Annotated in this window: 25 protein-coding genes and 1 pseudogene; 25 read left to right on the top strand and 1 reads right to left on the bottom strand. The window is 44.1% G+C overall.

What is annotated here, in order from left to right; all coding sequences use genetic code 11:
- Nucleotides 1-92 precede the first annotated feature (92 nt).
- Nucleotides 93-332, bottom strand: coding sequence for an autonomous glycyl radical cofactor GrcA3 (grcA3, locus tag CC90_RS0107640; protein WP_031390203.1), 240 nt, complete (start codon nt 330-332; stop codon nt 93-95).
- A 192-nt stretch (nt 333-524) separates the two neighbouring features.
- On the opposite strand from grcA3, the gene spoIIIAA reads away from it, so the two are divergent.
- The 25 genes and pseudogenes from spoIIIAA (at nt 525) to CC90_RS0107515 (ending at nt 24,759) form a co-directional block, all read left to right on the top strand.
- Entirely contained in the window at nt 525-1,475 is a 951-nt protein-coding gene (gene spoIIIAA / locus CC90_RS0107635; protein ID WP_031390202.1) for a stage III sporulation protein AA, read from the top strand.
- A complete protein-coding gene (locus tag CC90_RS0107630; RefSeq protein WP_031390201.1) occupies nt 1,463-1,981 on the top strand; it encodes a stage III sporulation protein AB in 519 nt (172 codons plus the stop codon). Before spoIIIAA ends, CC90_RS0107630 begins: the two co-directional genes overlap by 13 nt.
- 20 nt (nt 1,982-2,001) lie before the next feature.
- Complete coding sequence (spoIIIAC, locus tag CC90_RS0107625; RefSeq protein ID WP_031390200.1) at nt 2,002-2,196, top strand: stage III sporulation protein AC; 195 nt, start codon at nt 2,002-2,004, stop codon at nt 2,194-2,196.
- Nucleotides 2,197-2,212: 16 nt separating this feature from the next.
- Complete coding sequence (locus tag CC90_RS0107620; protein WP_031390199.1) at nt 2,213-2,599, top strand: SpoIIIAC/SpoIIIAD family protein; 387 nt, start codon at nt 2,213-2,215, stop codon at nt 2,597-2,599.
- Complete coding sequence (locus CC90_RS0107615; protein WP_031390198.1) at nt 2,596-3,825, top strand: stage III sporulation protein AE; 1,230 nt, start codon at nt 2,596-2,598, stop codon at nt 3,823-3,825. Before CC90_RS0107620 ends, CC90_RS0107615 begins: the two co-directional genes overlap by 4 nt.
- Before the next feature lie 2 nt (nt 3,826-3,827).
- Entirely contained in the window at nt 3,828-4,496 is a 669-nt protein-coding gene (locus tag CC90_RS0107610; RefSeq protein WP_031390197.1) for a stage III sporulation protein AF, read from the top strand.
- 9 nt (nt 4,497-4,505) lie between these two features.
- Nucleotides 4,506-5,177 carry a hypothetical protein gene (locus CC90_RS0107605; RefSeq protein WP_031390196.1) on the top strand — a complete coding sequence of 224 codons (672 nt, stop codon included), beginning with the start codon at nt 4,506-4,508 and terminating at the stop codon, nt 5,175-5,177.
- A gap of 40 nt (nt 5,178-5,217) precedes the next feature.
- On the top strand, nt 5,218-5,952 hold the full coding sequence (locus tag CC90_RS0107600) for a SpoIIIAH-like family protein (protein WP_330373219.1): 735 nt from the start codon (nt 5,218-5,220) through the stop codon (nt 5,950-5,952).
- Between the two features lie 177 nt (nt 5,953-6,129).
- Entirely contained in the window at nt 6,130-7,281 is a 1,152-nt protein-coding gene (locus CC90_RS0107595; protein ID WP_031390194.1) for a phosphopentomutase, read from the top strand.
- A gap of 23 nt (nt 7,282-7,304) precedes the next feature.
- Nucleotides 7,305-8,897 carry a peptide chain release factor 3 gene (locus CC90_RS0107590; protein WP_031390193.1) on the top strand — a complete coding sequence of 531 codons (1,593 nt, stop codon included), beginning with the start codon at nt 7,305-7,307 and terminating at the stop codon, nt 8,895-8,897.
- Nucleotides 8,898-10,181 (top strand): transglutaminase domain-containing protein, encoded by a 1,284-nt coding sequence (locus CC90_RS22985; protein WP_051869325.1) that lies wholly within the window; start codon nt 8,898-8,900, stop codon nt 10,179-10,181.
- 118 nt (nt 10,182-10,299) lie between these two features.
- Nucleotides 10,300-10,686: an Asp23/Gls24 family envelope stress response protein gene (locus tag CC90_RS0107580; protein ID WP_031390191.1), complete on the top strand. Its 387-nt coding sequence runs from the start codon at nt 10,300-10,302 to the stop codon at nt 10,684-10,686.
- A 13-nt stretch (nt 10,687-10,699) separates the two neighbouring features.
- Complete coding sequence (gene nusB, locus CC90_RS0107575) at nt 10,700-11,095, top strand: transcription antitermination factor NusB (RefSeq protein ID WP_031390190.1); 396 nt, start codon at nt 10,700-10,702, stop codon at nt 11,093-11,095.
- A gap of 11 nt (nt 11,096-11,106) precedes the next feature.
- Complete coding sequence (gene xseA, locus CC90_RS0107570) at nt 11,107-12,330, top strand: exodeoxyribonuclease VII large subunit (protein WP_031390189.1); 1,224 nt, start codon at nt 11,107-11,109, stop codon at nt 12,328-12,330.
- Nucleotides 12,306-12,521 carry an exodeoxyribonuclease VII small subunit gene (gene xseB / locus CC90_RS0107565; RefSeq protein ID WP_031390188.1) on the top strand — a complete coding sequence of 72 codons (216 nt, stop codon included), beginning with the start codon at nt 12,306-12,308 and terminating at the stop codon, nt 12,519-12,521. Before xseA ends, xseB begins: the two co-directional genes overlap by 25 nt.
- Nucleotides 12,511-13,413, top strand: a complete 903-nt coding sequence (locus tag CC90_RS0107560; RefSeq protein WP_031390187.1) for a polyprenyl synthetase family protein — start codon at nt 12,511-12,513, stop codon at nt 13,411-13,413. The genes xseB and CC90_RS0107560 overlap by 11 nt, the downstream gene beginning before the upstream one ends.
- A 13-nt stretch (nt 13,414-13,426) precedes the next feature.
- Entirely contained in the window at nt 13,427-15,295 is a 1,869-nt protein-coding gene (gene dxs / locus CC90_RS0107555) for a 1-deoxy-D-xylulose-5-phosphate synthase (protein ID WP_031390186.1), read from the top strand.
- Between the two features lie 170 nt (nt 15,296-15,465).
- Complete coding sequence (locus CC90_RS0107550; protein WP_031390185.1) at nt 15,466-16,275, top strand: TlyA family RNA methyltransferase; 810 nt, start codon at nt 15,466-15,468, stop codon at nt 16,273-16,275.
- 14 nt (nt 16,276-16,289) lie between these two features.
- On the top strand, nt 16,290-17,144 hold the full coding sequence (locus tag CC90_RS0107545) for an NAD(+)/NADH kinase (protein WP_031390184.1): 855 nt from the start codon (nt 16,290-16,292) through the stop codon (nt 17,142-17,144).
- A 50-nt stretch (nt 17,145-17,194) separates the two neighbouring features.
- Nucleotides 17,195-17,647: an arginine repressor gene (gene argR / locus CC90_RS0107540; protein ID WP_031390183.1), complete on the top strand. Its 453-nt coding sequence runs from the start codon at nt 17,195-17,197 to the stop codon at nt 17,645-17,647.
- A 60-nt stretch (nt 17,648-17,707) separates the two neighbouring features.
- Nucleotides 17,708-19,393, top strand: coding sequence for a DNA repair protein RecN (gene recN, locus CC90_RS0107535; RefSeq protein ID WP_031390182.1), 1,686 nt, complete (start codon nt 17,708-17,710; stop codon nt 19,391-19,393).
- Between the two features lie 141 nt (nt 19,394-19,534).
- Nucleotides 19,535-20,836 (top strand): SpoIVB peptidase, encoded by a 1,302-nt coding sequence (spoIVB, locus tag CC90_RS0107530; RefSeq protein ID WP_035315243.1) that lies wholly within the window; start codon nt 19,535-19,537, stop codon nt 20,834-20,836.
- A gap of 348 nt (nt 20,837-21,184) precedes the next feature.
- A pseudogene (gene spo0A / locus CC90_RS0107525) lies at nt 21,185-21,553 on the top strand (sporulation transcription factor Spo0A); the annotation flags it as partial.
- Nucleotides 21,554-21,639: 86 nt separating this feature from the next.
- Complete coding sequence (gene glgA, locus CC90_RS0107520; protein WP_031390179.1) at nt 21,640-23,085, top strand: glycogen synthase GlgA; 1,446 nt, start codon at nt 21,640-21,642, stop codon at nt 23,083-23,085.
- Between the two features lie 15 nt (nt 23,086-23,100).
- Nucleotides 23,101-24,759, top strand: coding sequence for a putative polysaccharide biosynthesis protein (locus CC90_RS0107515; protein ID WP_031390178.1), 1,659 nt, complete (start codon nt 23,101-23,103; stop codon nt 24,757-24,759).

Raw genomic sequence — 24,759 nt, 5'->3', positions numbered from 1 at the left:
AAAAAATCATATAAAAAAGCAGAACATAAAAAGTCTGCCGTACAAATATTAGTGCGGCAGGCTTTTTTATAGTTCTATTCTATAGAGGGGAGTTAGATGATTTCATGAAAGGTTCTGCTTATAACGTCGTTTTGCTGCTCAGGTGTTAATTTAATAAAATTAACTGCATAGCCGCTGACGCGGATAGTAAGCTGAGGATATTTCTCGGGATGCTTTTGTGCATCCAAAAGCGTATCTTTGTTCAATACGTTGACGTTCAGGTGATGACCGCCTTTTTCCGCATAACCATCCAATAAGCTTACCAGATTATCTACTTGAGATGAGTTTATCATAAAAAATACCTCTCTTTCTATTTATATATTTAATAATAATAATTGTTACTGTTTGTATAATAATCATATCACTTACAAATGTTATTGTCTATGGAAATTCAAAAAGATAATGTATTTTTTTTGATACAAAAAACTTGGAATAACTTGGACAACATTTCATATATTGAGATAAGAGGACGGAGGTGAAGGCGTGTGGCGAGGGGAGAGGAAATTCTGCATATATTTCCCGATTATATGAGGGACAAGTGGGGCGGCGTTATAAAGCAAGCTGAGGATCTGCAGGAAATAAGACTTAGAATCGGCAGAGAAGTCATCGTTATACTTCAAAATGAGGAATGGTATCTGGCGGAGGATGGACAGGTTACAAAAGAGAGAAATGATGCATGCCTCATAGCCGAAAGGGACATGGAAGCGATATTGAACCATATATGCGAATACTCGGTGTATGCCTTTGCCGATGAAATAAAGCAAGGCTTTATGACGATACCCGGAGGGCACAGAATTGGACTTGCCGGACAAGTCATATTGCAGGAAGGCAATATCATACGAAATATAAAGCATATCAGTTATATGAATATACGTGTTTCCCATGAAATCAAAGGGGCGGCAGATATGCTCCTCCCTTATATATATGAAGAGGGGAGGCTGTTTAATTCTTTATTGATTTCACCTCCGGGCTGTGGAAAAACTACGCTGCTTAGGGATATGATACGACAAATATCCGACGGGAATTCATATGGTAAGGGGATGGCGGTAGGAGTAGTGGACGAGCGTTCAGAAATTGCGGGCAGTTATCTTGGAAGGCCTCAGAACGACGTGGGAATAAGAACGGATATCCTGGACGCGTGTCCGAAGGTGCTTGGAATGATGATGCTGATACGCTCCATGTCCCCTCAGGCGGTAGCGGTAGACGAGCTGGGATGCGAAGAGGACATGAAGGCGGTACATCAGGTCATGCAGTGCGGGAGCAAGGTCATAGCTACCATACACGGGGATTCTCTGGAGGATGTGATGAATAAAAGCTTTTTATTTGATTTAAAGAAAAATAAAAGTTTCGGGCGCTATATATTGCTTGAAAAGGTGGGCGGAAAATGTGGTGTAAAAGCCATTTATGACAGGAGCTTCGAATTATGTTACGGCTGATAGGAATCTTATTTTTGATGGGCGGAAGCTTTGGGCTGGGCCTATCTTTTAAGAACCGGATGAAAGATAACCTAAATGCCTTATATCAGATACAACAGATATTTAAGATGCTGCAAAATGAAATTACATACAGCAAGGCACCCTTGCCGGAGGCCTGCCGGAGAATAGGGAGCAGGATAAAAGAGCCTTACGGAAAGGCTTTTAAAGAAATATATGAAAAAATGCTGTTAAATAACGGATGTTCTTTTTCTGAAGTATGGAAGGAATGCATGAAAAAGTGTTTAAAAGGTGCGGTATTGTCCGAAGAGGAAAAGCGAGTATGCCTGGATTTCGGAGATTGTGCCGGATATATGGATGGGAAAATGCAGGCGGAAGCAATCGAACAGTATTTACATCGTCTGGAACTGTCGGTGAAGAAGCTGGAAGAAGATATGATAAATAAAAGTAAGGTAATTATGAGTTTAAGTGTAATGGGCGGTCTGCTTGTCGCTATTATACTAATATGACCGGTACATAAGGGGGAAATATGGGCGTTAGTCTAATATTTAAAATTGCGGCAGTAGGAATATTGATAACCATTTTGAGCCAGATATTAAAGCATAGCGGCAGGGAAGAGCACGCCTTTTTAATTAGTCTGGCCGGCTTGATACTCGTTTTGACATGGATTATTCCATACATTTACGATTTGTTTACCATGATTCAAAATCTGTTCGAATTATAGGAGGAATGGTATTGTTATGGATGTGCTGAAGATAGGAATGTTGGGAATAGCGGGTGTTATGATTGCTTTGCAGTTCAAGTCGGGCAAGCAGGAATATGGATTATATATCGGCTTTGGCGTGTGTCTGATTATTTTTTCCTCAGCGGTTTTGGGACTTGGCTCGTTGCTTAACAGCATGGGAGAGCTGAAGCAATATATGACCGCTAATAATACATATTTTCAGATTTTACTCAAGGTAATAGGAATCACATATATTTGTGAATTTTGCTCGGGGATATGCAAGGACGCAGGATATTCTTCCATAGCCGGGCAGGTGGAAATTTTCGGGAAGCTATCGGTGCTAATTGCCGGTATGCCAATTCTGTTAGCTATTATTGAAAGCATTCAGGAGATAGCGGGATGAGTGAAAAGGGGAAGAGAAAGTTGAAAGAAAGGCGGTTTCAACTATTGATTTTGAGTCCGCCAAAGAGGAAATGGGGTATAAGAATGAAGAAAATATTGCTAAGTGCAGCGCTCGTATTAGTGCTTTCTTTTTTCATGGACAAGCCGGTCCATGCCGCAGAAGCTACAGTGAACTTTGCAAATATGTGGGGAGAATACGGAATGGATGAAATATCAGATAACCTTGACCGCATACTGCCCAATTATGAATTTGATGTACACGAAGTCCTGTCCAGTATATTGCAGGGAGATATTTTGAATGCGATTAAACTGCTTTGGGATGGAGTAAAGGGGATGCTTTTTAATGAACTGTCCGGAATGAGAAATATTTTCGTATCCATTCTGATTCTGGGCATTATTTCGGCGCTTTTTTCCAACTTCTCAGATATGTTTAAAAGCCATCAAATAGCGGATATTGGATTTTACTTTCTCTATTTATTACTGATGGCGGTGCTGATGAAATCGTTTTTGGCCGCGGCCGGAATTGCCTCTGAAGCGGTGGAAAATATCGTGTTGTTCATCAAGATGTTCATTCCTACTTATTTCATGGCTATCGGAGCGGCGACGGGGGCTGCAACGGCGGCTGCATATTACCAATTTACGTTATTTTTAGTATATGGAGTAGAAAAACTGTTGTTATGTATTATGATGCCTCTCATATACAGTTATGTGCTGATGGCGCTGATGAACGGGATATGGGCAGAGGAACGTCTTACCCTTATGTTAGAATTTTTAAAAAAAGGAATTGTGCTGGGGCTTAAGGTGGCGATGGGGGCAATCACAGGATTAAGTCTGTTCCAATCAATGATAACACCTGTTATAGATTCTCTCAGGACGACCGCAGTGAAGAAAGCGGTATCTGCTATACCGGGAATCGGGAATCTTGCGGAGGGGGTAACAGAAATGCTCATCGGTTCGGCGGTATTAATAAAAAACAGCATCGGCATTCTCATGTTGCTTCTTCTTCTTGCAATTTGCCTTATTCCTTTAGCGAAGCTGCTTGTTATAGCTTGCATTATGAAGGGGAGTGCGGCCTTAGTAGGAATCGTAAGCGATAAGAGAATTACAGGATGTACAGACAGGGTGGGGGATGGAAGTCTATTGCTGTTTCGCACGACGTTTACATCTGTGGCGCTGTTTATCATTACAATAGCGATTGTTGCATATACGACAGGTAAGGGGATGTAGTTGTGGGATATTCTTTTTTGGAATTCATGAAACAGATAGGAATTTTTATTATATGTGCGCAGAGTATCATGCACTTTGCGGCGGAGAAATCCTACGAAAAGTATATCAAAGTTTTAGTTGGTATCATGATATTGGCACAGTTCATCGTTCCGGTAAGGGCACTGCTTTTAGGGGCGGACAAGGGAGAAATATGGTCGGCTGTAGAGGAATTTCAGCGGGAAATGGATAAGGCGATGGAAGATGTCGGAGTGGTATATGAAAAAGAGGAAGATGGGAAACTTACGCAGGCTCTTGAGGAAGAAATCAAAGAGAATCTGGCAGAGATTGCAGGAAACTATGGATATGGGGTAAGTGAGGTCTTTTTATATGAAGAGCCGCCTAAGCTTACGGTAAAGGTATTTCAGGAAAAAGATGGATATGGAGGAATTGCCGGCAGAGAAGAGGAGGGGGCTTATGGCATCGATATGGTAGATGAAGTGAAGATCGATGTGAAGGTATCGTCTTCCCTTTCGGAAGAAAAAGGAACATATCCGGATGGAGCTAAAAAAGAAGCGGAGGGATCTTATATAAACGGAACCGGAGAAGATGCAGAAAAAATAACAGAAATGAAAAAAGAATTCTGCACCCGCTTGGGAACGGATGAATCATACGTGGAAATAATCGTAAAATAGGAGGCTCTTGTGGAAGAAGAAAAAAAAATTGGCATATGGAAAAAAATTAAAGAAGGAAAAAAGCCGGGAAAGGATCAATTCGTTATTTTCATCCTTGTAGGAATACTGCTCATCATCATTGCACTTCCCACTTCCCAGACCTCGGAAAAAAGTTCTAAGGACTCCGGAATATGGAGCATGGATTCGGATAAAATGAAAATAACGCAGAATGCGGGCTCGGAAGAAAATAAAAACAGCGAAGAAATATATGCCCCGGCATCCATAAATGGAGACGCCGAGGCATATGAGCAATATATGGAGAATAAATTAGAACAGGTAATTTCCTCAATGGAGGGGGCTGGAAAAGTAAAGGTAGCGATAACGGCGGGTACTTCGAAAGAGGCTGTCGTAGAGAAGGATATTCCTGAGACGAAGAGCACTACGGCGGAAAGCGATGCGGGGGGCGGAAGCAGAAACATAGAAGAATCTGACATTCAGGAAGAAACGGTATATGTGAAAGAAAGTGACGGAAGCAGCACACCCTATGTGGTGAAAACCTTGCAGCCCGAAATAGAAGGCGTGGTAGTCGTAGTTCAGGGAGGTGACAAACCTGAAGTAAGGAAAAATATTACTGAAGCAATTGTGGCATTATTTGATATAGAGTCACATAAAATTAAAATAATCAAAATGAAATCCGAATAAGGAAACCGAATAAAGAAAAGGGGAGAATCGCGTGAAAAATATGCTTAAAAAGAACCAGATTATGATTACTGCACTTGCAATTATGATTGCAGTTGCAGGATACCTGAATTTTGCAGGTACAAAGGTTACACAAGAGGATATCATGACAGTAGAAAGTGACACGGTGGTTAGCGACGATGACGGTTTGAATGCAGACAGCACCGACTCCGGCACAGTGGATAAGGATGTTGCTTCACTCTTTGATATTTCCGATGAAGATGCTGCTTTGGATTCCGCCTATGGAGACATTGAAAGCCTCGATTCCGATGGGGGTGTAGTTGTTTCTGATTATCTAGATGAAGGAATGGCGGAGAACGTGAATGAAACCACTCCTGCGGATAGCGGAGTGCCTGGTGAAGCTGTATTTACCTCTACCTCCAACACGAGCTCACTTTCCGGAGCTAAGCTGTTAAAGGAACAGACAAGAGCAAAGAATAAAGAAACGTTATTGGAAATCATCAACAACGCTAATATTACTGAAAGCCAGAAACAGGAAGCCGTTGACAATATGATAGCCCTTACGGATATTGCGGAAAAAGAGACGTCCGCAGAGATCCTGTTGGAAGCAAAAGGCTTTTCCGATGTAGTAGTGAGCATCAGCACCACCGGTGTGGACGTAGTAGTGAATGCGACGGAGCTGTCGGAGGCACAGCGCGCTCAGATTGAAGATATCATCATCCGCAAAACCGGAGTAGCGCCTGAAACGATTATTATAAGCACGACTGCGGCAGAATAAGGAATGAAAAAAGAAGTTAAAATAAGAAAATAAGCTTCCGTCTGCAAAAGAGCTTTACGCAAAAATATAAGAGTTTATTTGAGTGAAAAGATGTGCTATAATATGTAACGCTAGTCAGTAATTTAAACGTGTCCGGCAGAGGATGCGCCATGCAAAGAGAAGCAGAGAGGTGTACTTATGAAACGTATATTTTTAATTGTACTCGACAGTGTAGGAATTGGAGAGATGGAGGATGCGAAGGAATATGGGGATGAAGGGACCAATACCCTGTCTTCTGCCGCATCCAGTCCTTATTTTTCCATGCCTAATATGAAAGGCTTGGGATTATTCAATATAGACGGAGTTACCTGCGGGGAGAAAACGCAGAAGCAGATGGCCACAATCGCCCGCATGAAAGAGGCTTCCAAGGGAAAGGATACGACAATCGGACATTGGGAAATTGCGGGAGTTCTATCGAAGGAACCGCTTCCTACTTATCCTGACGGATTTCCGAAGGAGGTCATCGATGAATTTACAGCCCTGACCGGAAGGGAAATACTATGTAACAAACCCTATTCAGGTACGGAGGTAATCAAAGATTACGGCGATGAGCATGTGAAGACCGGAAAGCTCATAGTATATACTTCTGCGGACAGCGTATTTCAAATTGCCGCCCATGAAGATGTTGTGCCTCTTGATACCTTATATGAATACTGCGCTATGGCAAGAAAGCTGCTTGCCGGAAAGCACGGGGTGGGAAGAGTAATAGCCAGACCTTTTGCAGGCGTCAGCGGCAATTATGTGCGTACCTCGGGAAGACATGATTATTCCTTACAGCCGCCCTCTGTTACTATGCTGGATCAGCTAAAAGAGGAAGGCAGAGATGTCATTGCTGTAGGAAAAATAAACGATATTTTTGCAGGAAAAGGAATTACGGAATTCACTTATACAAAAAGCAATGAAGACGGAATTGATAAGACGCTGGAAATGATGGAAAAAGATTTTTGTGGACTGTGCTTTATCAATCTGGTAGACTACGATATGCTGTACGGACATAGGAACGACATCGACGGCTATGCGACGGCTCTTACCTATTTCGACACGAGGCTGCCGGAGATTCTTGGAAAAATGGGGACTGAGGATGTGCTTATGATTACGGCGGATCACGGATGCGACCCGGGCTATACGGTATCAACGGATCATTCGAGGGAACACACGCCGTTTCTTATGTACGGAAAAAATATAGAACCGAAGAATCTGGGGACGAGAGACACCTTTGCGGATATTGGCGCAACGGTGCTGGATTATTTTGAAATAGAGCCTCAGTTTGACGGAAAAACGATGCTGTAAAAGAGAAACAGGAGGATAAAAATGTGAGCAACTATGCAGAGGAAATAAACAAGCGGAGGACTTTTGCGATTATTTCGCATCCCGATGCGGGAAAGACCACTTTGACGGAGAAATTCCTGCTCTATGGAGGAGCCATCAATCTGGCCGGAAGCGTAAAGGGAAAGGCTACCGCCAGACATGCGGTTTCCGACTGGATGGAGATAGAAAAGGAGAGAGGTATTTCTGTTACTTCCAGCGTTCTGCAATTTGAATATGACGGATATTGTATTAATATATTGGATACCCCGGGACATCAAGATTTTTCCGAGGACACTTATCGTACCTTGATGGCGGCGGATTCGGCAGTTATGGTCATCGATGCTTCCAAAGGTGTGGAGGCTCAGACGAGAAAACTTTTTAAGGTATGTGTCATGCGGAAGATTCCCATCTTTACCTTTATCAATAAGATGGATAGAGATGCAGGCGATATGTTTGAGCTTTTGGACGAAATAGAGCGGGAACTCGGTATTGCTACATGTCCTGTCAACTGGCCCATAGGCTCCGGTAAGAACTTTAAGGGCGTTTATGACAGAGAAGAAAAAAGCGTAATCATGTATACGGATACGCAAAAAGGAACGAAGGAGGGGGAGACTACAGTAATCCCTATTGAGGAAAAGGACGAGCTTTCCAAATATATCGGAGAGGACGTGAAGAAGCAGTTTTTGGAGGAAGTGGAGCTTTTAGACGGAGCCAGTGCGGAATTTGACCTGGAAGTAGTGCAGGCCGGCGAATTGACTCCTGTATTTTTCGGCTCTGCCCTGACAAACTTCGGCGTGGAAATATTTTTGCAGCATTTCCTCAAGATGACGACTATTCCACTTCCCAGGAAAGCGGATATAGGCTTGATACATCCGGTAGAGAACGACTTTTCGGCATTTGTATTCAAGATTCAGGCGAATATGAATAAGGCCCACCGGGATAGAATCGCATTCATGAGGATTTGTTCCGGGAAATACGAAGCCAGCATGGAAGTGAAACACATTCAGGGTGGGAAGATCATGCGACTGTCTCAGCCGCAGCAGATTATGGCAAGCGAGAGGAAGATATTGGACGAGGCATACGCAGGGGATATTATCGGAGTGTTCGATCCGGGAATTTTCGCCATTGGAGATACTCTTTGCATGCCTAAGGAACAATTTCAGTATGAAGGAATTCCTACCTTTGCGCCAGAGCATTTCGCGCGGGTACGTCAGATGGATACGATGAAGCGCAAGCAGTTCGTAAAGGGTATTACACAGATTGCGCAGGAAGGCGCGATTCAGATTTTTCAGGAATTCAATACCGGTATGGAGGAAATTGTAGTAGGCGTGGTAGGCGTGCTGCAGTTCGAGGTTTTAAAATACCGGTTGGAAAACGAATATAATGTAGAAATAAGACTTGAGAATCTGCCATACGAATACATTCGCTGGGTGGAGAATAAGGATATCGATATGGTAAAGCTGACGGGGACCTCCGATATGAAAAAGGTGAAGGATATGAAGGGGAACCCCTTGCTTCTTTTCATCAATCAATGGAGTATCGGTATGACACTCGACAGAAATAAAGGATTAATATTATCTGAATTTGGACGTGATTAAATGATGAAAAAAAATCGGATTGCCTTTTTACTAGTATTTCTTCTGCTTATGGGATGTGCTCCGGAAGTGAAAACGCCCGAGAAGTTGCCTGTAACGATGGCCGAAGAAAAAAGTGCGGAAGAAAATGAGTATGGAACACTCGCGGAAGAGACAAATGAGGAGGGGGCGGAGGCTTCCCGGACATTAGGAGAGTCGGAGAAGAACGACGATACGGTTCGAGCCGCTCTTGGCCTTACAGAGGAAGAGTTGCCGGGGCTTCTTTATGCACAAAAGGGAAATTACAATTTTGAAAGGCTTACCGAAGAAGAGCAAGTCGTTTATGCAGAAATATTTCAGGTGCTTTCCGGCTGGGGAGAAGATGTGCTCATTTCCAGCATGGATATTAACAGCATAGATAAGGTTTTTCAGTGTGTCTTAAACGACCATCCTGAGATTTTTTATGTGGATGGTTACACTTTTACCAAATACACGCTGGGCGAAGAACTGAAAAAGATTACTTTTACCGGAACCTATCACATCGATGAGGAAGAGGCGAAGCGCAGACAGAGGCTTATTGATGTTTATGTGGAAAAATGCCTTGCCGGACTTCCGGCGGGTGCGGATGAATATGAGAAAGTGAAGTATATTTATGATTATATCATAAGTACCACCGAATATAACTCTCAGGCCGCCGATAATCAAAATATTTGTTCCGTCTTTTTGTATGGGGAGTCTGTATGTCAGGGATATGCGAAGGCGATGCAGTATCTGTTAGGGCGTCTGGATATTTTTTCGACGCTGGTAATCGGAAGGGTCTCTGATGGAGAAGGCCATGCATGGAATCTGGTAATGATAGACGGAAATTATTATTATGTGGACCCCACATGGGGAGACGCTTCTTATCAGATGGAGGAAGCACAAGATGATACGGGATATGAGAAAGAGCATCTGCCGACCATCAATTACGATTACCTATGTGTTACTACCGAACAGCTGGGTAAAACACATACCATAGAAAATGTGGTAGCCTTGCCGGAATGTAATTCCATGCTGGCGAATTATTACGTGCGGGAAGGCGCTTATTTTTCTTCTGTGGATAGGGACAAGCTGAAGGAACTCTTTATAAGGGAATACGAAGAAGGGAGCACTTACGTTACATTAAAGTGCAGCGATGCTTTCGTGTATGAGGAGATGGAGGCGGCTTTAATCGAAGCGCAGGAAATTTTCGAGTATTTGGACAGCCCGGACGGGGTCATTGCCTATGCGGACAACCAAGAACAGTTAAGCCTAAGCTTCTGGCTGTAAAATGCTTGTAGTTATACTCGTCTGCCTTGAAAGAAAGGTCTATGCAAAAGTCGTAAATTTTGGTATATTATACAAATAGATATAGTTAGCAGGTTATGAGAAAGGCAGGGTTATGAATATGGAAAAGGAATTAGATAGAAGCACATATGTATTGCAGGAGGATGAAAGCACCGGAGCGGTTAAAATAGCGGACGATGTGGTTGCAATGATAGCTGGAATCGCATCTACGGAGGTGGAAGGTGTTGCGTCTATGGCGGGCAATGCGACCAACGAGTTGATGAGTATGGTCGGTGTAAAAAATATGAAAAAGGGTGTAAAGGTCGATGTTCTGGATAAGGTAGTAGAGGTCGATTTGGCGCTTATCATGGAATACGGATACAATATTCCTGTAACCAGCCGCAAGGTTCAGGAAAAGGTGAAGAATGCCATTGAAAATATGACAGGACTCGAGGTATCAAGTGTGAACATCCGCATCGCAGGCGTGAATATGCAAAAAGACAGATAGGAAGAGTATACCCATGGGAAGAAGAGAACTGCGGGAACAGATTTTCAAATTGCTCTTTCGCGTGGAATTCAATGCGAGAGAGGATATGCCGGAGCAGGAAAAGCTGTTTTTTGAAGACGAGAATACGGCGGATGAAGAAAGTGAACGCTATATTTTAAAAAAGTATGAAGATATTGTTTCCAAGCTTGATGTCATCGACGAGATGATTAATAAAGAAACGAAAGGGTGGGATACTTCCCGTATGGGGAAGGTAGATCTGACTCTTATTCGTCTTGCTATTTATGAAATAAAGTATGATGACGAAATTCCCACGGGAGTGGCAATCAATGAAGCTGTAGAATTGGCAAAAAAGTTTGGGCAGGACAATTCTCCCGGATTTATCAACGGGGTACTTGCTAAATTTGCTTAGGCGGGATAGTTATGCAGAATGTATATAGCGTAGCACAAATAAATTCATATATTAAAAATATGTTTACGCAGGATTTTATGTTGCAATCGGTGTTCGTCAGAGGCGAAGTGAGCAATTGCAAATATCATTCTTCGGGGCATATTTATTTTACGTTAAAGGATGAGAAAGGAACGATTTCCTGTGTGATGTTTGCAGGGAACCGTTCCGGTCTTGCTTTTCGGATGCAGGAGGGACAGTCTGTAGTTGCAGGCGGAACCATAGATGTATACGAAAGGGACGGAAAGTATCAGCTTTATGTCAAGCAGATCGTATTAGACGGCGCGGGGCTTTTGTACGAAAGGTTTGAGCAATTAAAAAGGGAGTTGGAAGAAAGAGGGATGTTCGATAGCTCTTATAAGCAGCCGATTCCTAAATATATAAGAAAGCTGGGAGTGGTTACGGCCGCTACCGGAGCGGCAGTAAGAGATATTATCAATATCGCGTCCAGGCGAAATCCTTATGTGCAGATTGTGATATATCCGGCTATCGTACAGGGGGAACAGGCAGCTTCCTCCATAGTGAGAGGAATAAGAACACTTGAGCATTATGGTGCGGATGTGATTATCGCAGGGCGTGGAGGCGGCTCCATAGAAGATTTATGGGCATTTAATGAAGAGGTGGTGGCACAGGCGATTTTTGACTGCAGCGTGCCGGTCATTTCTGCGGTAGGACATGAGACGGATACGACGATTGCCGATTATGTGGCGGATCTGCGCGCACCAACGCCCTCTGCGGCAGCGGAGCTGGCAGTATACGAATATAGAAAATATGAAGAAACGCTTAGAGATTACGATTATACATTGAAGCGTCTGCTTAGGAACAAGTTGAATTTATACAAGGGCAGGCTGGACAATTTGAAAATAAAATTGAGATATTTGAGTCCGGCGGGTCAGATTCGGGAAAAGCGTACCCTCGCGCTTAAGCTGGAGGAGAGGATCGAAGAAGCCATGCGCGGTAAAGTATCCAAGAAGAGGCATAGACTGGAAGTTTACATAGAGAGACTGAAGGGGCTGTCGCCATTAGACAAGCTGAATCAGGGATTTTCCTATGTTTCAGATGAAAAGGGCAGTACGATGACGGATATTCATAGCGTGAAAATCGGCGATATGCTGCATGTCCATGTGAAGAACGGACTAATCAAAGCTAAGGTGGTAGACAAGGAGAACGTTGTATGGGAGAAGAAAAAAAAGAACTGACATTAGAGGAAGCATTTTCCGAGCTGGAAGAAGCGGTGGCTAAGCTGGAATCCGAAGATATCTCTTTGGAGGACTCCTTCCTTGTGTATAAGGAAGGGATGAATATACTGAAATACTGCAACGAAAAGATTGATAAAGTGGAAAAAAAGGTGCTTCAGATAAATGAAGATGGTGAAGTAGATGAATTTTAAAGACGAGATGGCAAAGAGGACCATGCAGATAGAAGAGATCATCCTCCGTTTTCTGCCGGAGGAAAAAGGATATCAGAAGACGGTGATAGAGGCGATGAACTATAGCATCCTTGCGGGTGGAAAAAGGCTTCGTCCTATGCTTTTGCAGGAAACCTATAAAATGTTCCATGGAGAAGAAGGTTTGGAGGAGCCGTTTATGGCTGCTCTCGAGATGATACATACGTATTCTCTGGTGCACGACGATTTGCCGTGTATGGACGATGATGAGTATCGGAGGGGAAGGAAGACGACCCATGCTGTTTACGGGGAAGGTATGGCAGTATTGGCGGGAGACGCACTTTTGAATTTCGCCTTCGAGACGGCGGTTACGGCGTTTTCAAGGACTGAGAATGCACAGGGGATGGAACGGGTGTACCGGGCTCTTTCTATTTTGGCAGGCAAGGCAGGTATATTTGGCATGATTGGCGGACAGACTGCGGATATCGAAGCGGAGAATATAGGCAGCGAGGTGACGCAGGATCAGCTTCTGTTCATTTATGGATATAAGACGGCGGCTCTTATTCAAAGTGCTATGATGATAGGGGCGACGTTAGCTGGAGCCTCAGACGAGGAACTTTCGAAAATCGAAACATGTGCCTATAGCGTGGGTATCGCATTTCAGATTCAGGATGATATTCTGGATATTACCGGCAGTCTTGAGGTATTGGGCAAACAGACGGGAAGCGATGAGAAGAACCATAAGTCCACATATGTTGCGCTGAACGGGATGGAACGGGCGAAAGCAGAGGTGGAGAGGCTCTCGGAAGAAGCCGCAGGTATTTTAAGTTCCTTTGACAACAGAAATGAATTTCTGGAAGCCTTGATAAAACAGTTGATTACCAGAGAAAAATAGATGAGGTGCAGACATGCTGTTAGACAATATTCGGACGGTTAACGATATTAAAAATATCGATGAAAAGGATTATCCGGCACTGGCGGAGGAAATTAGGGAATTTTTGATTGAAAAGATAAGTGTGACGGGCGGTCATCTGGGCTCCAATTTGGGAGCTGTGGAGCTTACTATGGCGCTTCATCTTTCGTTAAAGCTTCCAGAGGATAAAATAATATGGGATGTAGGGCATCAGTCCTATACTCATAAGTTATTGACCGGAAGAAGAGACGGTTTTGAAACATTGCGCAAATACGGCGGAATGAGTGGTTTTCCCAAACGTAAGGAGAGCAACTGTGACAGCTTCGATACAGGGCACAGCTCTACCTCCATATCGGCCGGATTAGGACTGGTGAAGGCCAGAGATATAAACGGCGAGAAACATACTGTGGTTTCCGTTATCGGGGACGGCTCTTTAACAGGAGGAATGGCTTACGAGGCGCTGAACAATGCCGCGAGACAGGAAACCAATTTCATGATAATCTTAAATGATAACAACATGTCCATCTCTGAAAATGTTGGAGGAGTGTCGAGGTACTTGAATAATGTCCGCACTGCGGGAAGCTATTTGGATTTGAGGGACGGCGTATATAATACGTTAAAGGACATGCCTAAATATGGAGACCAAATGGTAAAGTTCATCCGAAGGGCGAAGAACAGCTTCAAGCAGTTGGTCATTCCCGGGATGTTTTTCGAGGATATGGGAATTACTTATTTAGGGCCGGTGGACGGACATAATATCGGCCAGATGGTGCGCGTATTCCAGGAAGCGAAGAAGATAAAGAAGTCCGTACTCATCCATGTAATTACCGAAAAGGGAAAAGGCTATGAGCCTGCAGAGCGGCATCCGGCAAGATTTCACGGGGCAGAGCCCTTCGATGTGGAGACGGGGCTTCCCCTTCGCTCAAGGACGAAAGCAAATTATACGGACATTTTCTCTACGGTAATGACGAAGCTGGGGCAGCGGGATGAAAAGGTAGTGGCAATTACGGCGGCTATGCCCGACGGAACCGGGCTAAAACGGTTCAAAAACATGTATCCCGACCGCTTTTTTGACGTGGGGATTGCTGAGGAGCATGCGGTTACCTTTGCGGCGGGTTTAGCAGCGGGAGGGCTCAAGCCTATCGTGGCTATTTATTCTTCCTTTTTGCAGAGGGCTTACGACCAGGTACTGCATGACGTTTGCATACAGAATCTGCCGGTAGTTTTTGCTATCGACAGGGCAGGACTTGTAGGAAGCGATGGCGAAACGCATCAAGGTATTTTCGACCTGTCCTACCTTTCCTCCATACCTAATATGCATATTATGGCGCCTAAGAATAAGTGGGAGCTGTCCGATATGATGAAGTTCGCAGTAGGCTTCGAGGCCCCCATAGCTTTGCGCTATCCGAGAGGAGAGGCTTATGACGGGCTGAAGGAATACCGGGCGCCTATCATATATGGAAAAGGAGAATATCTCTACGAGGAAGAGGATATCTGCCTTCTTGCGGTAGGCAGTATGGTGAAGGTGGCGGAGCAGGTGAGGACGGAATTAAAGGAGAAGGGATATTCTTGTTCACTGGTAAATGCCAGGTTCGTTAAACCTATTGATGAGGAGCTGATAGAGGAAGCTGCGGCGGAGCACAAGCTCTTCGTAACGATGGAGGAGAATGTGGCCAGCGGAGGCTTTGGAGAGAAAGTCAGAGAATTCATGGACCGGAAGGAAATCGGCAAGATGCTGCTTACGGTGACAATTCCTGATGAATATGTGGAGCACGGCAATGTGGACCTTTTGAGGCAGGAAATCGGCATAGATGCCGATTCCGTCGTAAAGCGTATTATTACAGAATATGCGGTACTGAAGTAAAGAATGGAATACTTATTGTAACAGTTCAGCCTTCAATACCGCGAGGCCAAAATGCAGTTTTATCGTATTTTGTGTGCATATATGTTGCAGTTTAGCCGAAGGCTGAACTGTAAATACTTATTGTCAGGAAGCCGAAGGACAAATGGCAATGGAATGAGGAAGGGCGAAGGATGAAAGAGCGTTTGGATGTTCTTCTGGTCAAGTTAGGATATGCCCAGTCCAGGGAAAAGGCGAAAGCGATTATTATGTCAGGAAACGTTTTCGTGAATGGGCAGAGGGAAGACAAGGCCGGGACCTCTTTCGAAGAGGAGAAATCGCATATCGAGGTAAAAGGGAGCGTGCTCAAATATGTGAGCAGAGGAGGCCTGAAGCTGGAAAAAGCGATTCAGTCCTTCGATATTTCGTTGGAAGGTATGATTTGCATGGATATCGGAGCCTCCACGGGCGGTTTTACAGATTGCATGCTGCAAAACGGTGCGGTGAAAGTATATTCCGTAGACGTAGGCCACGGACAGTTGGACTGGAAGCTTAGAAACGACGAACGGGTAGTGTGTATGGAAAAGACCAACTTCCGCTATGTGAAGCCGGAAGATATCGGAGATATTCTCGATTTTGCTTCGGTGGATGTATCCTTCATATCCTTGACAAAGATACTGGTTCCCGCCAGGGATTTGCTAAAGGAGAACGGGCGGATGGTATGTCTGATAAAGCCGCAGTTCGAAGCGGGCAAAGAGAAGGTAGGAAAAAAAGGAGTCGTCAGGGAACCGGAAATTCACGAAGAGGTAATCGAGAAGGTGATGGATTATGCCGTATCTGTTGGTTTTCACATTCTGGGACTTCAATATTCTCCGGTCAAGGGGCCGGAGGGCAATATAGAATATCTGCTGTATATCGAAAAAGAGGAAGAGAAGCTTAAGGCTGTGCAGGAAGAAAAAGAAAGAATCACAGAAACAGTAAGGGAAGCACATCGGGAATTGTAGAGAGTATGGAAGGTATGGAACATTTTTATATTATTGCGAACAATCATAAAGATTGTAATTTGGAGAAGACAAACTATATTAGGAAATATCTGGAGGCCCACGGTAAAAGGTGCAGCATAGGCGGGGATGGAATACCCGCGGACGCGGACTGTGTGCTTGTGCTGGGAGGAGATGGGACTCTCCTTCAGGCGGCCAGAGATATGATCGATAGGGATACGCCTCTTCTCGGTATCAATCTGGGCACTCTCGGTTATCTGGCTGAGGTAGAAGAAGTTGGGCTGGAGGCGGCCTTAGAGCAGCTATTAAAGGGCGAATACGGAATCGAGCAGCGGATGATGCTAAGCGGGAGGGTAATAAGGAACGAATTCCATAAAAACCTCCATAAGGAGAATGGAATTCTGGATTATGACAGGAAAGATTCCTATGCCCTGAACGATATTGTCATAACGAGGAGCGGAAGTCTTCAAATCATTAAATTTAACCTCTATGTGAACGGGCAATTTTTAAACAGGTATAACGCGGATGGAGTAATCGTTGCAACGCCCACCGGCTCTACCGGCTATAATATGTCCGCAGGAGGTCCGATTGTGGAGCCTAAGGCGAAACTTTTGCTGGTAACTCCCATTTGCCCTCATACCTTGAATACGAGAAGCATAGTTTTAGCACCTGAAGATGAGATAGAGATAGAAATTGTGTCCGGCAGAGAGGATTCCGTACAGCAGGTAGAAGTGAACTTTGACGGGAGTCATAAACTTACTTTATATACCGGAGACAGAGTGGAAGTAAAAAGGGCGGCAAAGACGACCGATATTGTGAAATTGAGCAAGGTCAGCTTTTTAGAAGTATTGCATAAGAAAATGAGCGATTAAAGAGTACGGGCAGTATAGACTGTCTGGCTTGAAAGGAGCAGATAAAAGGTATGAAAAAGAGCAGACATGGTAAAATCGTCGAAATCATCGAGAATTATAATATAGAGACGCAGGATGAGCTGGCGGACAAGCTGAAGGAGGCGGGATTCGCCGTGACGCAGGCCACCGTTTCGAGGGATATAAGAGAACTGAAACTGTCGAAAATCCCTACCGGGGACGGAAAACAAAAATATGTGGTGTTTAGGCAGGACGACAGCCACCTAGGAGAGAAATTTATCAGAGTGCTGCGGGACGGCTTTGTTTCCATGGATATGGCACAGAATATTCTCGTTATTAAGACTGTCTCCGGCATGGCGATGGCGGTTGCTGCCGCAATCGACGCTATGAAACTGAAAGAGATTGTAGGTTCTATCGCGGGCGACGATACGATTATGATGGCCATAAGGACTGTGGACGACACGGTTATCGTGATGGATAAAATACGAAAAATGATAGGAAATTAGCCGCAGGCCTAAAGCCTCATGTGTTATGATGTTTGCTTCTGGCAAATAAGGAGTAGGAAGATGTTAGCAAGTTTGCATGTGAAAAATCTGGCTTTGATCGATGAAGAGGAAGTCTGCTTCGAGGAAGGTCTTAATATTCTGACCGGTGAGACCGGAGCGGGAAAATCGATTATTATCGGTTCCGTGAACCTTGCGCTTGGTGCCAAGGCGGATAAGGACTTGATTCGTACGGGAGCAGAGTACGCTTTGATTGAATTGACGTTCAGACTGGATGACGGACAAAAAGAGGAATTGAAGAAAATGGATATTTTCCCTGAGGAGGATGATATGCTGCTCATACAGAGGAAAATAATGGCAGGCAGAAGCGTATGCAAGGTGTGCGGGGAAACGGTAGGAACGAGGCAGCTTCAGGAAATTGCAGGTGTTCTCTTGGATATCCACGGACAGCATGAGCACCAGTCCCTTCTTCAGACGAAGAAGCATAAAGAAATTTTGGACGGCTATGCAGGGGCAGCTCTTGCAAAGATTAAAAGTGAGATCAGAGAGAAATATAATAACTATCAACAAGTTGGAAGAGAACTGAAGGAACTGAACGCTGACGAAACAGCGAGAGAAAAAGAGGCCTCTTTACTTCGCTTCGAAATAAATGAGATCGAGGATGCGTCCCTTTCGGCAGGTGAGGACGTTCTTCTGGAGAAGCAGTACCGCTTGATGACCAATGGACGTAAAATAAAGGAAGCAGTTTCCTGCGTCTATCGTCTGACAGGCTATGATGAGGAGGAGAGCGCCGGAGAAAATATAGGAAGGGCTCTTAAGGAAATAAAGGGCGTAAGCAATTATGACGAAGCACTGTCCGACATGGAGGGACAGCTTCAGGATATAGACGGTATTTTGAACGATTTCAACCGTACCATAAAGGATTATCTGGAGGATTTGGAGTTCGACGAGGAGGACTTCGTACATACGGAAAGCCGTCTGAATTTAATGAATCATTTGAAGTCAAAATATGGAAATGATATAAAGGAAATATTCGAATATAAAGAAGCCGGAGAAGAAAAACTAAGTGTATTGGAAAATTACGAAGCTTACCGCTCAGGGAAGCTTACCGAATACGAAAAGCTAAAGGAAGAGCTGGCCGCTCTATGCCAGAAAGCTTCTGCTGTTCGCAAAAAGTATGCGAAAGAACTTACTGCGAGCCTGAAAAAAGCATTGTTAGATTTAAATTTTGAAAATGTAGAGTTTGAGATACAGGTTAGGCCTGACAGCGGGAATATGACTGCAGACGGTTATGACGATGTGGAGTTCGTGATATCCACCAACAGAGGAGAGGCGATGAAGCCTTTGAGCCAGGTGGCCAGCGGCGGTGAGCTTTCCAGAATCATGCTGGCTCTTAAGACCGTTCTTGCGGATAAGGACGATATCCAGACTTTGATTTTTGATGAAATAGACACTGGAATCAGCGGAAAGACTGCATGGAAGGTTTCCGAAAAGCTGGGAATCTTAGGAATGTCCCATCAGGTCATTTGTATTACTCATCTTCCGCAGATTGCAGCGAGAGCAGATGTTCATTTTTTAATAGAAAAAAGTGAAAAAGGAGAACGGACAGTTACTACCATAAATAAAATTGCAGGGCAGGATAGCCTGAAGGAGCTGGCCAGAATGCTGGGAGGCGACAGACTTACGGAGGCAGCGCTTCAAAATGCAAAAGAAATGAAAGATTTGGCAAGAAATACAAAACAATACTAAAGTAAAATGTGCAAGTTTATCACATACTAAGAGGGATGTATGTCATGTGGAATTTCGGAAGGAATTTCATATAGGATACATCCCTCGTTTGTTTAGAAATCATTTATCGTTTGGCTGCGAACGACGAAAGGATGTGAGGACTTGAAGAGCTTAAAAGATAAAAAGAGAGACAGAATCGGTAATTATAGAATATTTCTGTACCTTGCGCTGTTTTGCAGCACGGCCGCACTCATTTGCACCTGCTATTTTACTTTATGGAAAATGGTGCCTTCCAATATTAAAATAAAAGCCGGCGTGGATCAAACGTTGGATTTACAGCTTCCCGCTTCGGGAAATCTGTATAAGGACGCCATAGAGGTAAGCGGGCTTACGGCATCCAATATCCCCAGAGACAGTATTCACATAGATTTGGCTAAACCAGTAACCCTTAAAGCCAATGAGATCAATAAATATGTACTGGATTTGAAGTTGTTTGGAATTATCCCGCTTAAGACGGTAGATATTCAGGTAATTCAGGATAAGACGCTAATACCGGCAGGAATACCCATCGGTATTTATGTGAAGACAGAGGGGGTTTTGGTAATCGGCATAGGGGAATTCACCGGGGAGGACGGACAGAAGTATTCTCCCTCTCAATATATTTTGCAATCGGGAGACTATATCACGCAGGTCAATGAGGAGAAGGTAACTAGTAAGACGGCCTTTGTGGATATGGTAAAGCATTCCGAAGGGCAGGAGATGGTTCTTACGGTAAAGAGAGAAGAAGAGATACTCACGCTGAAGGTAAGGCCTGAGACGAATCAGGCCGGAGATTATAAAATTGGCGTATGGATCAGGGATAACGCGCAAGGGGTAGGAACGATGACCTACTTAAATGAAGGTTCCGGCTTCGGAGCATTAGGACACGGAATAAATGACGTAGATACGAGCACGCTCATGAATCTGGAAGAAGGCAGGCTGTATCAGACAGAAATTGTGGGCATTACGAGAGGGAGCAACGGCTCTCCCGGGGAGTTGACGGGATATATCGAATACGATGATTCAAAGATCATAGGGCAGATAACCGAAAACACATCGGAGGGCATATTCGGTTACTGTAATGACCAGTTAAAAGCACAGGTGCCCTTTGGAGAGCTTCCCATCGGTTTAAAGCAGGAGATTAAAAAGGGACCGGCACAAATTATCTGCAGTATTGAAGGAGAGCCAAAGTATTATGATATAGAGATACTGGAGGTGCATTTGAATAACGACAACATTAACAGAGGCATCGTTCTTCGGATCACGGATCAGGAGCTGCTTTCTTTAACAGGAGGAATCATACAGGGAATGAGTGGCTCACCCATTGTGCAGAATGGAAAAATAATCGGAGCGGTAACCCATGTGCTCGTTCAGGACGCGACCAGCGGATACGGCATTTTTATTGAGAATATGCTGCTGCATTGAAAAAAATAAGGAATGAAAAAGCTTCCGGACCGCACATATATGCGGAAATGGAAGCTTTTCTATCTTTTGTGCGATGCTTTACTGTTGAATCATCAAATAGTGTTCCTTTATAATAGACACTAGCAATATTTGGAAATAAATATCATTTGGATTGGATTTTCAGATATTAGCAAAGAAAAAAGTCGGAGGTTTGATATGGAGCAACTGAATCTAACAGCAACAAAGGATAATGAAAGGGTATACAAAATACTTGGTGACCTGATGAATATGGATAAGGAATTTCAGATTATGATAACGGTACCGTCCGGTCATAGGGATTCCTCCATAGCGGGGCAGGAGACGGTTGTCAAAAGCATAAATACGGAGAGGGATCTGGAGAAGGATGTTACCGAAATGATTCACGAAATAGGCGTTCCGGCCCATATTAAAGGCTACCAATATTTGAGGGAAGCTATTATGATGTCGGTTGAGGACACAGAGATGCTCAACTCTATCACCAAAGTGCTTTATCCTTCCATTGCGAAAAAATATCAGACCACTTCCAGCCGCGTGGAAAGAGCGATCAGACACGCTATTGAAGTGGCTTGGAGCAGGGGGAGAATGGAGACCTTGGATGCATTGTTCGGCTATACAATCAATACGGGCAAGGGAAAACCGACTAATTCGGAGTTCATTGCACTGATCGCGGATAAGATTCGCTTGCAGTACAAAAACTGATAAAATAGGATAAATTAGCATTTTTAATACTTTCAAAGCACTCCGATATGATGTATAATAACTCTAAGTATATTGGAGGTTAGGCTATGAAGAAAATTTTATTTGTGGCATCGGAAGGCGTGCCCTTCATTAAGACCGGCGGTTTGGCCGATGTAGTCGGTTCTTTGCCGAAATGTATAGATAAAGAGTATTTTGACGTCAGGGTCATGATTCCCAAATATAGCTGTATTACGGAAGAAATGAAACAAAAAATGACGTTTAAAACCTATTTTCATATGGATTTTAATTGGAAGAACGAATATGTGGGCATCATGGAGGCGAAGGAGGATGGAGTAACCTATTATTTCATCGATAACGAGTCTATGTTTTCAGGATTTAAGCCATATAGTGATAATGTTTTGGAAGAAGTCACCAAGTTTTCCTTTTTCTCCAAGGCGGCGTTATCTGCTCTTGCGCTTATCGATTTCAGGCCGGATGTGATTCATTGCCACGACTGGCAGACGGGACTCGTTCCGGTATATTTAAGAGAGCGTTTTCAGGGGAGTGAATTCTTCCGCGGAATAAAATCCATAATGACTATTCACAATTTGAAGTTCCAAGGAAAATGGGATGTGAAGACCGTAAAATCCATTACCGGATTGCCGGATTATTTTTTCACCCCGGATAAGCTGGAAGCCTATAAGGATGCTAACCTGTTAAAGGGAGGTATTGTGTATGCGGACGCAATAACTACGGTAAGCGATACTTATGCGGAGGAAATCAAGACTCCTTTTTACGGAGAAGGTATGGACGGACTCCTTCGCGCGAGGGAAAAGGACCTGCGGGGAATCGTAAACGGCATCGATTACGATGACTTCAATCCCGAGACCGATAAATATATTGAACATAATTACAATGCGGTGAATTTCCGAAAGGAAAAAATCAAGAATAAACGCGCACTTCAGGCGGAGCTTGGTTTGGAGCAGGATGATAAGAAGATGCTGATCGGCATCGTATCCAGACTGACGGACCAAAAGGGCTTCGACCTGATCAACTATATGATGGAAGAAATGTGTCAGGATGCGGTTCAAATCGTGATATTGGGAACCGGTGAGGAACAGTATGAAAATATGTTCCGCCATTTTGACTGGAAATATAACAATAAGGTTTCTGCTAACATTTTTTACTCGGAGGCGCTGTCCCATAAGTTTTATTCAGCGTGCGACGCTTTCCTTATGCCATCTTTATTCGAACCCTGCGGGCTCAGTCAGCTCATGGCGCTTCGTTACGGGACAGTACCGATTGTAAGGGAGACTGGCGGCCTGAAGGATACCGTAGAGCCTTATAACGAATATGAGAGCCAGGGAACCGGCTTTTCATTTTCTAACTACAACGCTCATGAGATGCTGACGGCGATTCGTTATGCGGAGCATATTTATTATGATAAGAAGCGGGAGTGGAATAAGATTATCGACAGAGGAATGGCGGCAGATTTCTCTTGGCATGTATCTGCGAAAAAATATCAGGAAATGTATGATTGGCTGATAGGATAGAGGACGGATACCATTATGTCTGACAATAAGAAAAAAGACGGATTTATTATGCAGGCAGGAATACTCGCCGCAGCGTCCATAATATGCAGAATTATCGGATTACTTTATAAGAGCCCGTTGACAGCGATTATCGGGGACGAAGGCAACGGCTATTATGCGACGGCGTATACATATTATACGATTATCCTTCTGATTTCATCCTACAGCATTCCGTCAGCAATTGCCAAGGTGCTCGCACAGAGACTTGCGCTGAAAGAATACCGTAACGCACAGAGAATCTTTAAATGCGCTGTGCTGTATGTTATGGTGGTCGGAGGGACTGCAAGTCTCATTTTGTTTATCGGTGCGCCTTATATCGTTATGGGCCATTCGGTTCCGGTACTCCGCATCTTTGCGCCGACCATTTTTTTCTATGGACTGTTGGGAGTGCTCAGGGGATATTTTCAGGCCCATAGGACGATGATGCAGACCTCCGTATCCCAGATATTAGAGCAGATACTCAACGCAGCGGTGAGCATGGGCGCGGCATATTTTCTCATGCGGGTGGCAGGAGCTTCAGGGAAGGACGGAAGCGAGCAGGCGATGTATGGAGCCATCGGCAGCGCCCTGGGAACCGGAAGCGGTGTATTGATTGCCCTTTTATTCATGACAGCGGTATATGCAATGAACCGTAAGACGATAAACAAACGCATCAAGCGCGATATGACAACGGATGAGGAATCCTATAAGGAAATATTTAAGACGATAACCTCAGTAGTGACACCTTTTATTTTGGGTACCTGTATCTACAATTTGGTAACAGCACTGGATCAGACTATCTACTTGAGATTTATGGTGCATTTAAAGGATATGAACTTTTCAGAGGCGTCCACGAGCTATGGAGTTCTGGCTCAAAAGGCAGTGACGATTTCCAATATTCCCATCGCCCTTTCTTCTGCGATGTCTGCAGCAATCATACCTACGATAGCATCAGTCTATGCGCAGGGGGCATTTAAGCAGGCGAGGAAAAAGACTGCCTCTGCAATAAAGGTGACGATGCTGATTTCAATACCTGCTGCGGTAGGAATTGGTGTACTGGCGAGACCCGTGGTTCTGGCATTGTTTCCCCAGCTGGAGTCTTTGGAATTAGCATCCAGACTATTGACAGGGCTTTCAATAACGGTTATTTTCTACGGACTATCTACGCTGACTAATGCGGTACTGCAAGGAATCGGAAGGGTAAACACTCCGGTCATCAATGCGGCAATCGCTCTTATTTTACAAACGGCGGTGTTAGTTCCTATCATATGGTTTACAGACTTAGGGATTTACGGAGTGATGCTGGCAACGATGGTGTATTCGCTCATCATGTGCATATTGAACAGCATATCTTTAAGAAAATATTTGGATTATAAGCAGGAATTCGATAAGACTTTTGTAAGACCGGTATTTTCCTCATTGATTATGGGAGCGGCGGCATTTGGAATCTACGAAGGGACCTCGTACCTTTTGGAGCTGTTTATGTCTTCACTGTATTTTGTCAATTTAATTTCTTTGGTCATAGCGGTGGGAACAGCGATACCTATTTATTTCGTTCTTGTCATTAAGCTGAAGGCAGTAAAGGAGACGGATTTGAAGGGGCTACCCAAAGGACATTTATTTGTGAAGGCAGCAAAGAAGCTGCGGCTGCTATAG

This window comes from Kineothrix alysoides, assembly GCF_000732725.1.
Classification (GTDB): Bacteria; Bacillota; Clostridia; order Lachnospirales; family Lachnospiraceae; genus Kineothrix; species Kineothrix alysoides.
Note: the sequence above shows the minus strand (reverse complement) of the source record. Positions and strands in the feature narration are given on the sequence as shown.

Excerpts from the sequence above, each read along its gene's own strand:
- spoIIIAC (WP_031390200.1), top strand. The coding sequence starts at position 2,002 with ATGGGCGTTAGTCTAATATTTAAAATTGCGGCAGTAGGAATATTGATA.
- CC90_RS0107580 (WP_031390191.1), top strand. The coding sequence starts at position 10,300 with ATGGAAAAGGAATTAGATAGAAGCACATATGTATTGCAGGAGGATGAA.
- CC90_RS22985 (WP_051869325.1), top strand. The coding sequence starts at position 8,898 with ATGATGAAAAAAAATCGGATTGCCTTTTTACTAGTATTTCTTCTGCTT.
- xseB (WP_031390188.1), top strand. The coding sequence starts at position 12,306 with ATGGGAGAAGAAAAAAAAGAACTGACATTAGAGGAAGCATTTTCCGAG.
- grcA3 (WP_031390203.1), bottom strand. The coding sequence starts at position 332 with ATGATAAACTCATCTCAAGTAGATAATCTGGTAAGCTTATTGGATGGT.
- CC90_RS0107630 (WP_031390201.1), top strand. The coding sequence starts at position 1,463 with ATGTTACGGCTGATAGGAATCTTATTTTTGATGGGCGGAAGCTTTGGG.
- CC90_RS0107550 (WP_031390185.1), top strand. The coding sequence starts at position 15,466 with ATGAAAGAGCGTTTGGATGTTCTTCTGGTCAAGTTAGGATATGCCCAG.
- xseA (WP_031390189.1), top strand. The coding sequence starts at position 11,107 with ATGCAGAATGTATATAGCGTAGCACAAATAAATTCATATATTAAAAAT.
- dxs (WP_031390186.1), top strand. The coding sequence starts at position 13,427 with ATGCTGTTAGACAATATTCGGACGGTTAACGATATTAAAAATATCGAT.
- CC90_RS0107595 (WP_031390194.1), top strand. The coding sequence starts at position 6,130 with ATGAAACGTATATTTTTAATTGTACTCGACAGTGTAGGAATTGGAGAG.
- CC90_RS0107600 (WP_330373219.1), top strand. The coding sequence starts at position 5,218 with ATGCTTAAAAAGAACCAGATTATGATTACTGCACTTGCAATTATGATT.
- CC90_RS0107560 (WP_031390187.1), top strand. The coding sequence starts at position 12,511 with ATGAATTTTAAAGACGAGATGGCAAAGAGGACCATGCAGATAGAAGAG.
- nusB (WP_031390190.1), top strand. The coding sequence starts at position 10,700 with ATGGGAAGAAGAGAACTGCGGGAACAGATTTTCAAATTGCTCTTTCGC.
- recN (WP_031390182.1), top strand. The coding sequence starts at position 17,708 with ATGTTAGCAAGTTTGCATGTGAAAAATCTGGCTTTGATCGATGAAGAG.
- CC90_RS0107620 (WP_031390199.1), top strand. The coding sequence starts at position 2,213 with ATGGATGTGCTGAAGATAGGAATGTTGGGAATAGCGGGTGTTATGATT.
- argR (WP_031390183.1), top strand. The coding sequence starts at position 17,195 with ATGAAAAAGAGCAGACATGGTAAAATCGTCGAAATCATCGAGAATTAT.
- CC90_RS0107615 (WP_031390198.1), top strand. The coding sequence starts at position 2,596 with ATGAGTGAAAAGGGGAAGAGAAAGTTGAAAGAAAGGCGGTTTCAACTA.
- CC90_RS0107515 (WP_031390178.1), top strand. The coding sequence starts at position 23,101 with ATGTCTGACAATAAGAAAAAAGACGGATTTATTATGCAGGCAGGAATA.
- CC90_RS0107545 (WP_031390184.1), top strand. The coding sequence starts at position 16,290 with ATGGAACATTTTTATATTATTGCGAACAATCATAAAGATTGTAATTTG.
- glgA (WP_031390179.1), top strand. The coding sequence starts at position 21,640 with ATGAAGAAAATTTTATTTGTGGCATCGGAAGGCGTGCCCTTCATTAAG.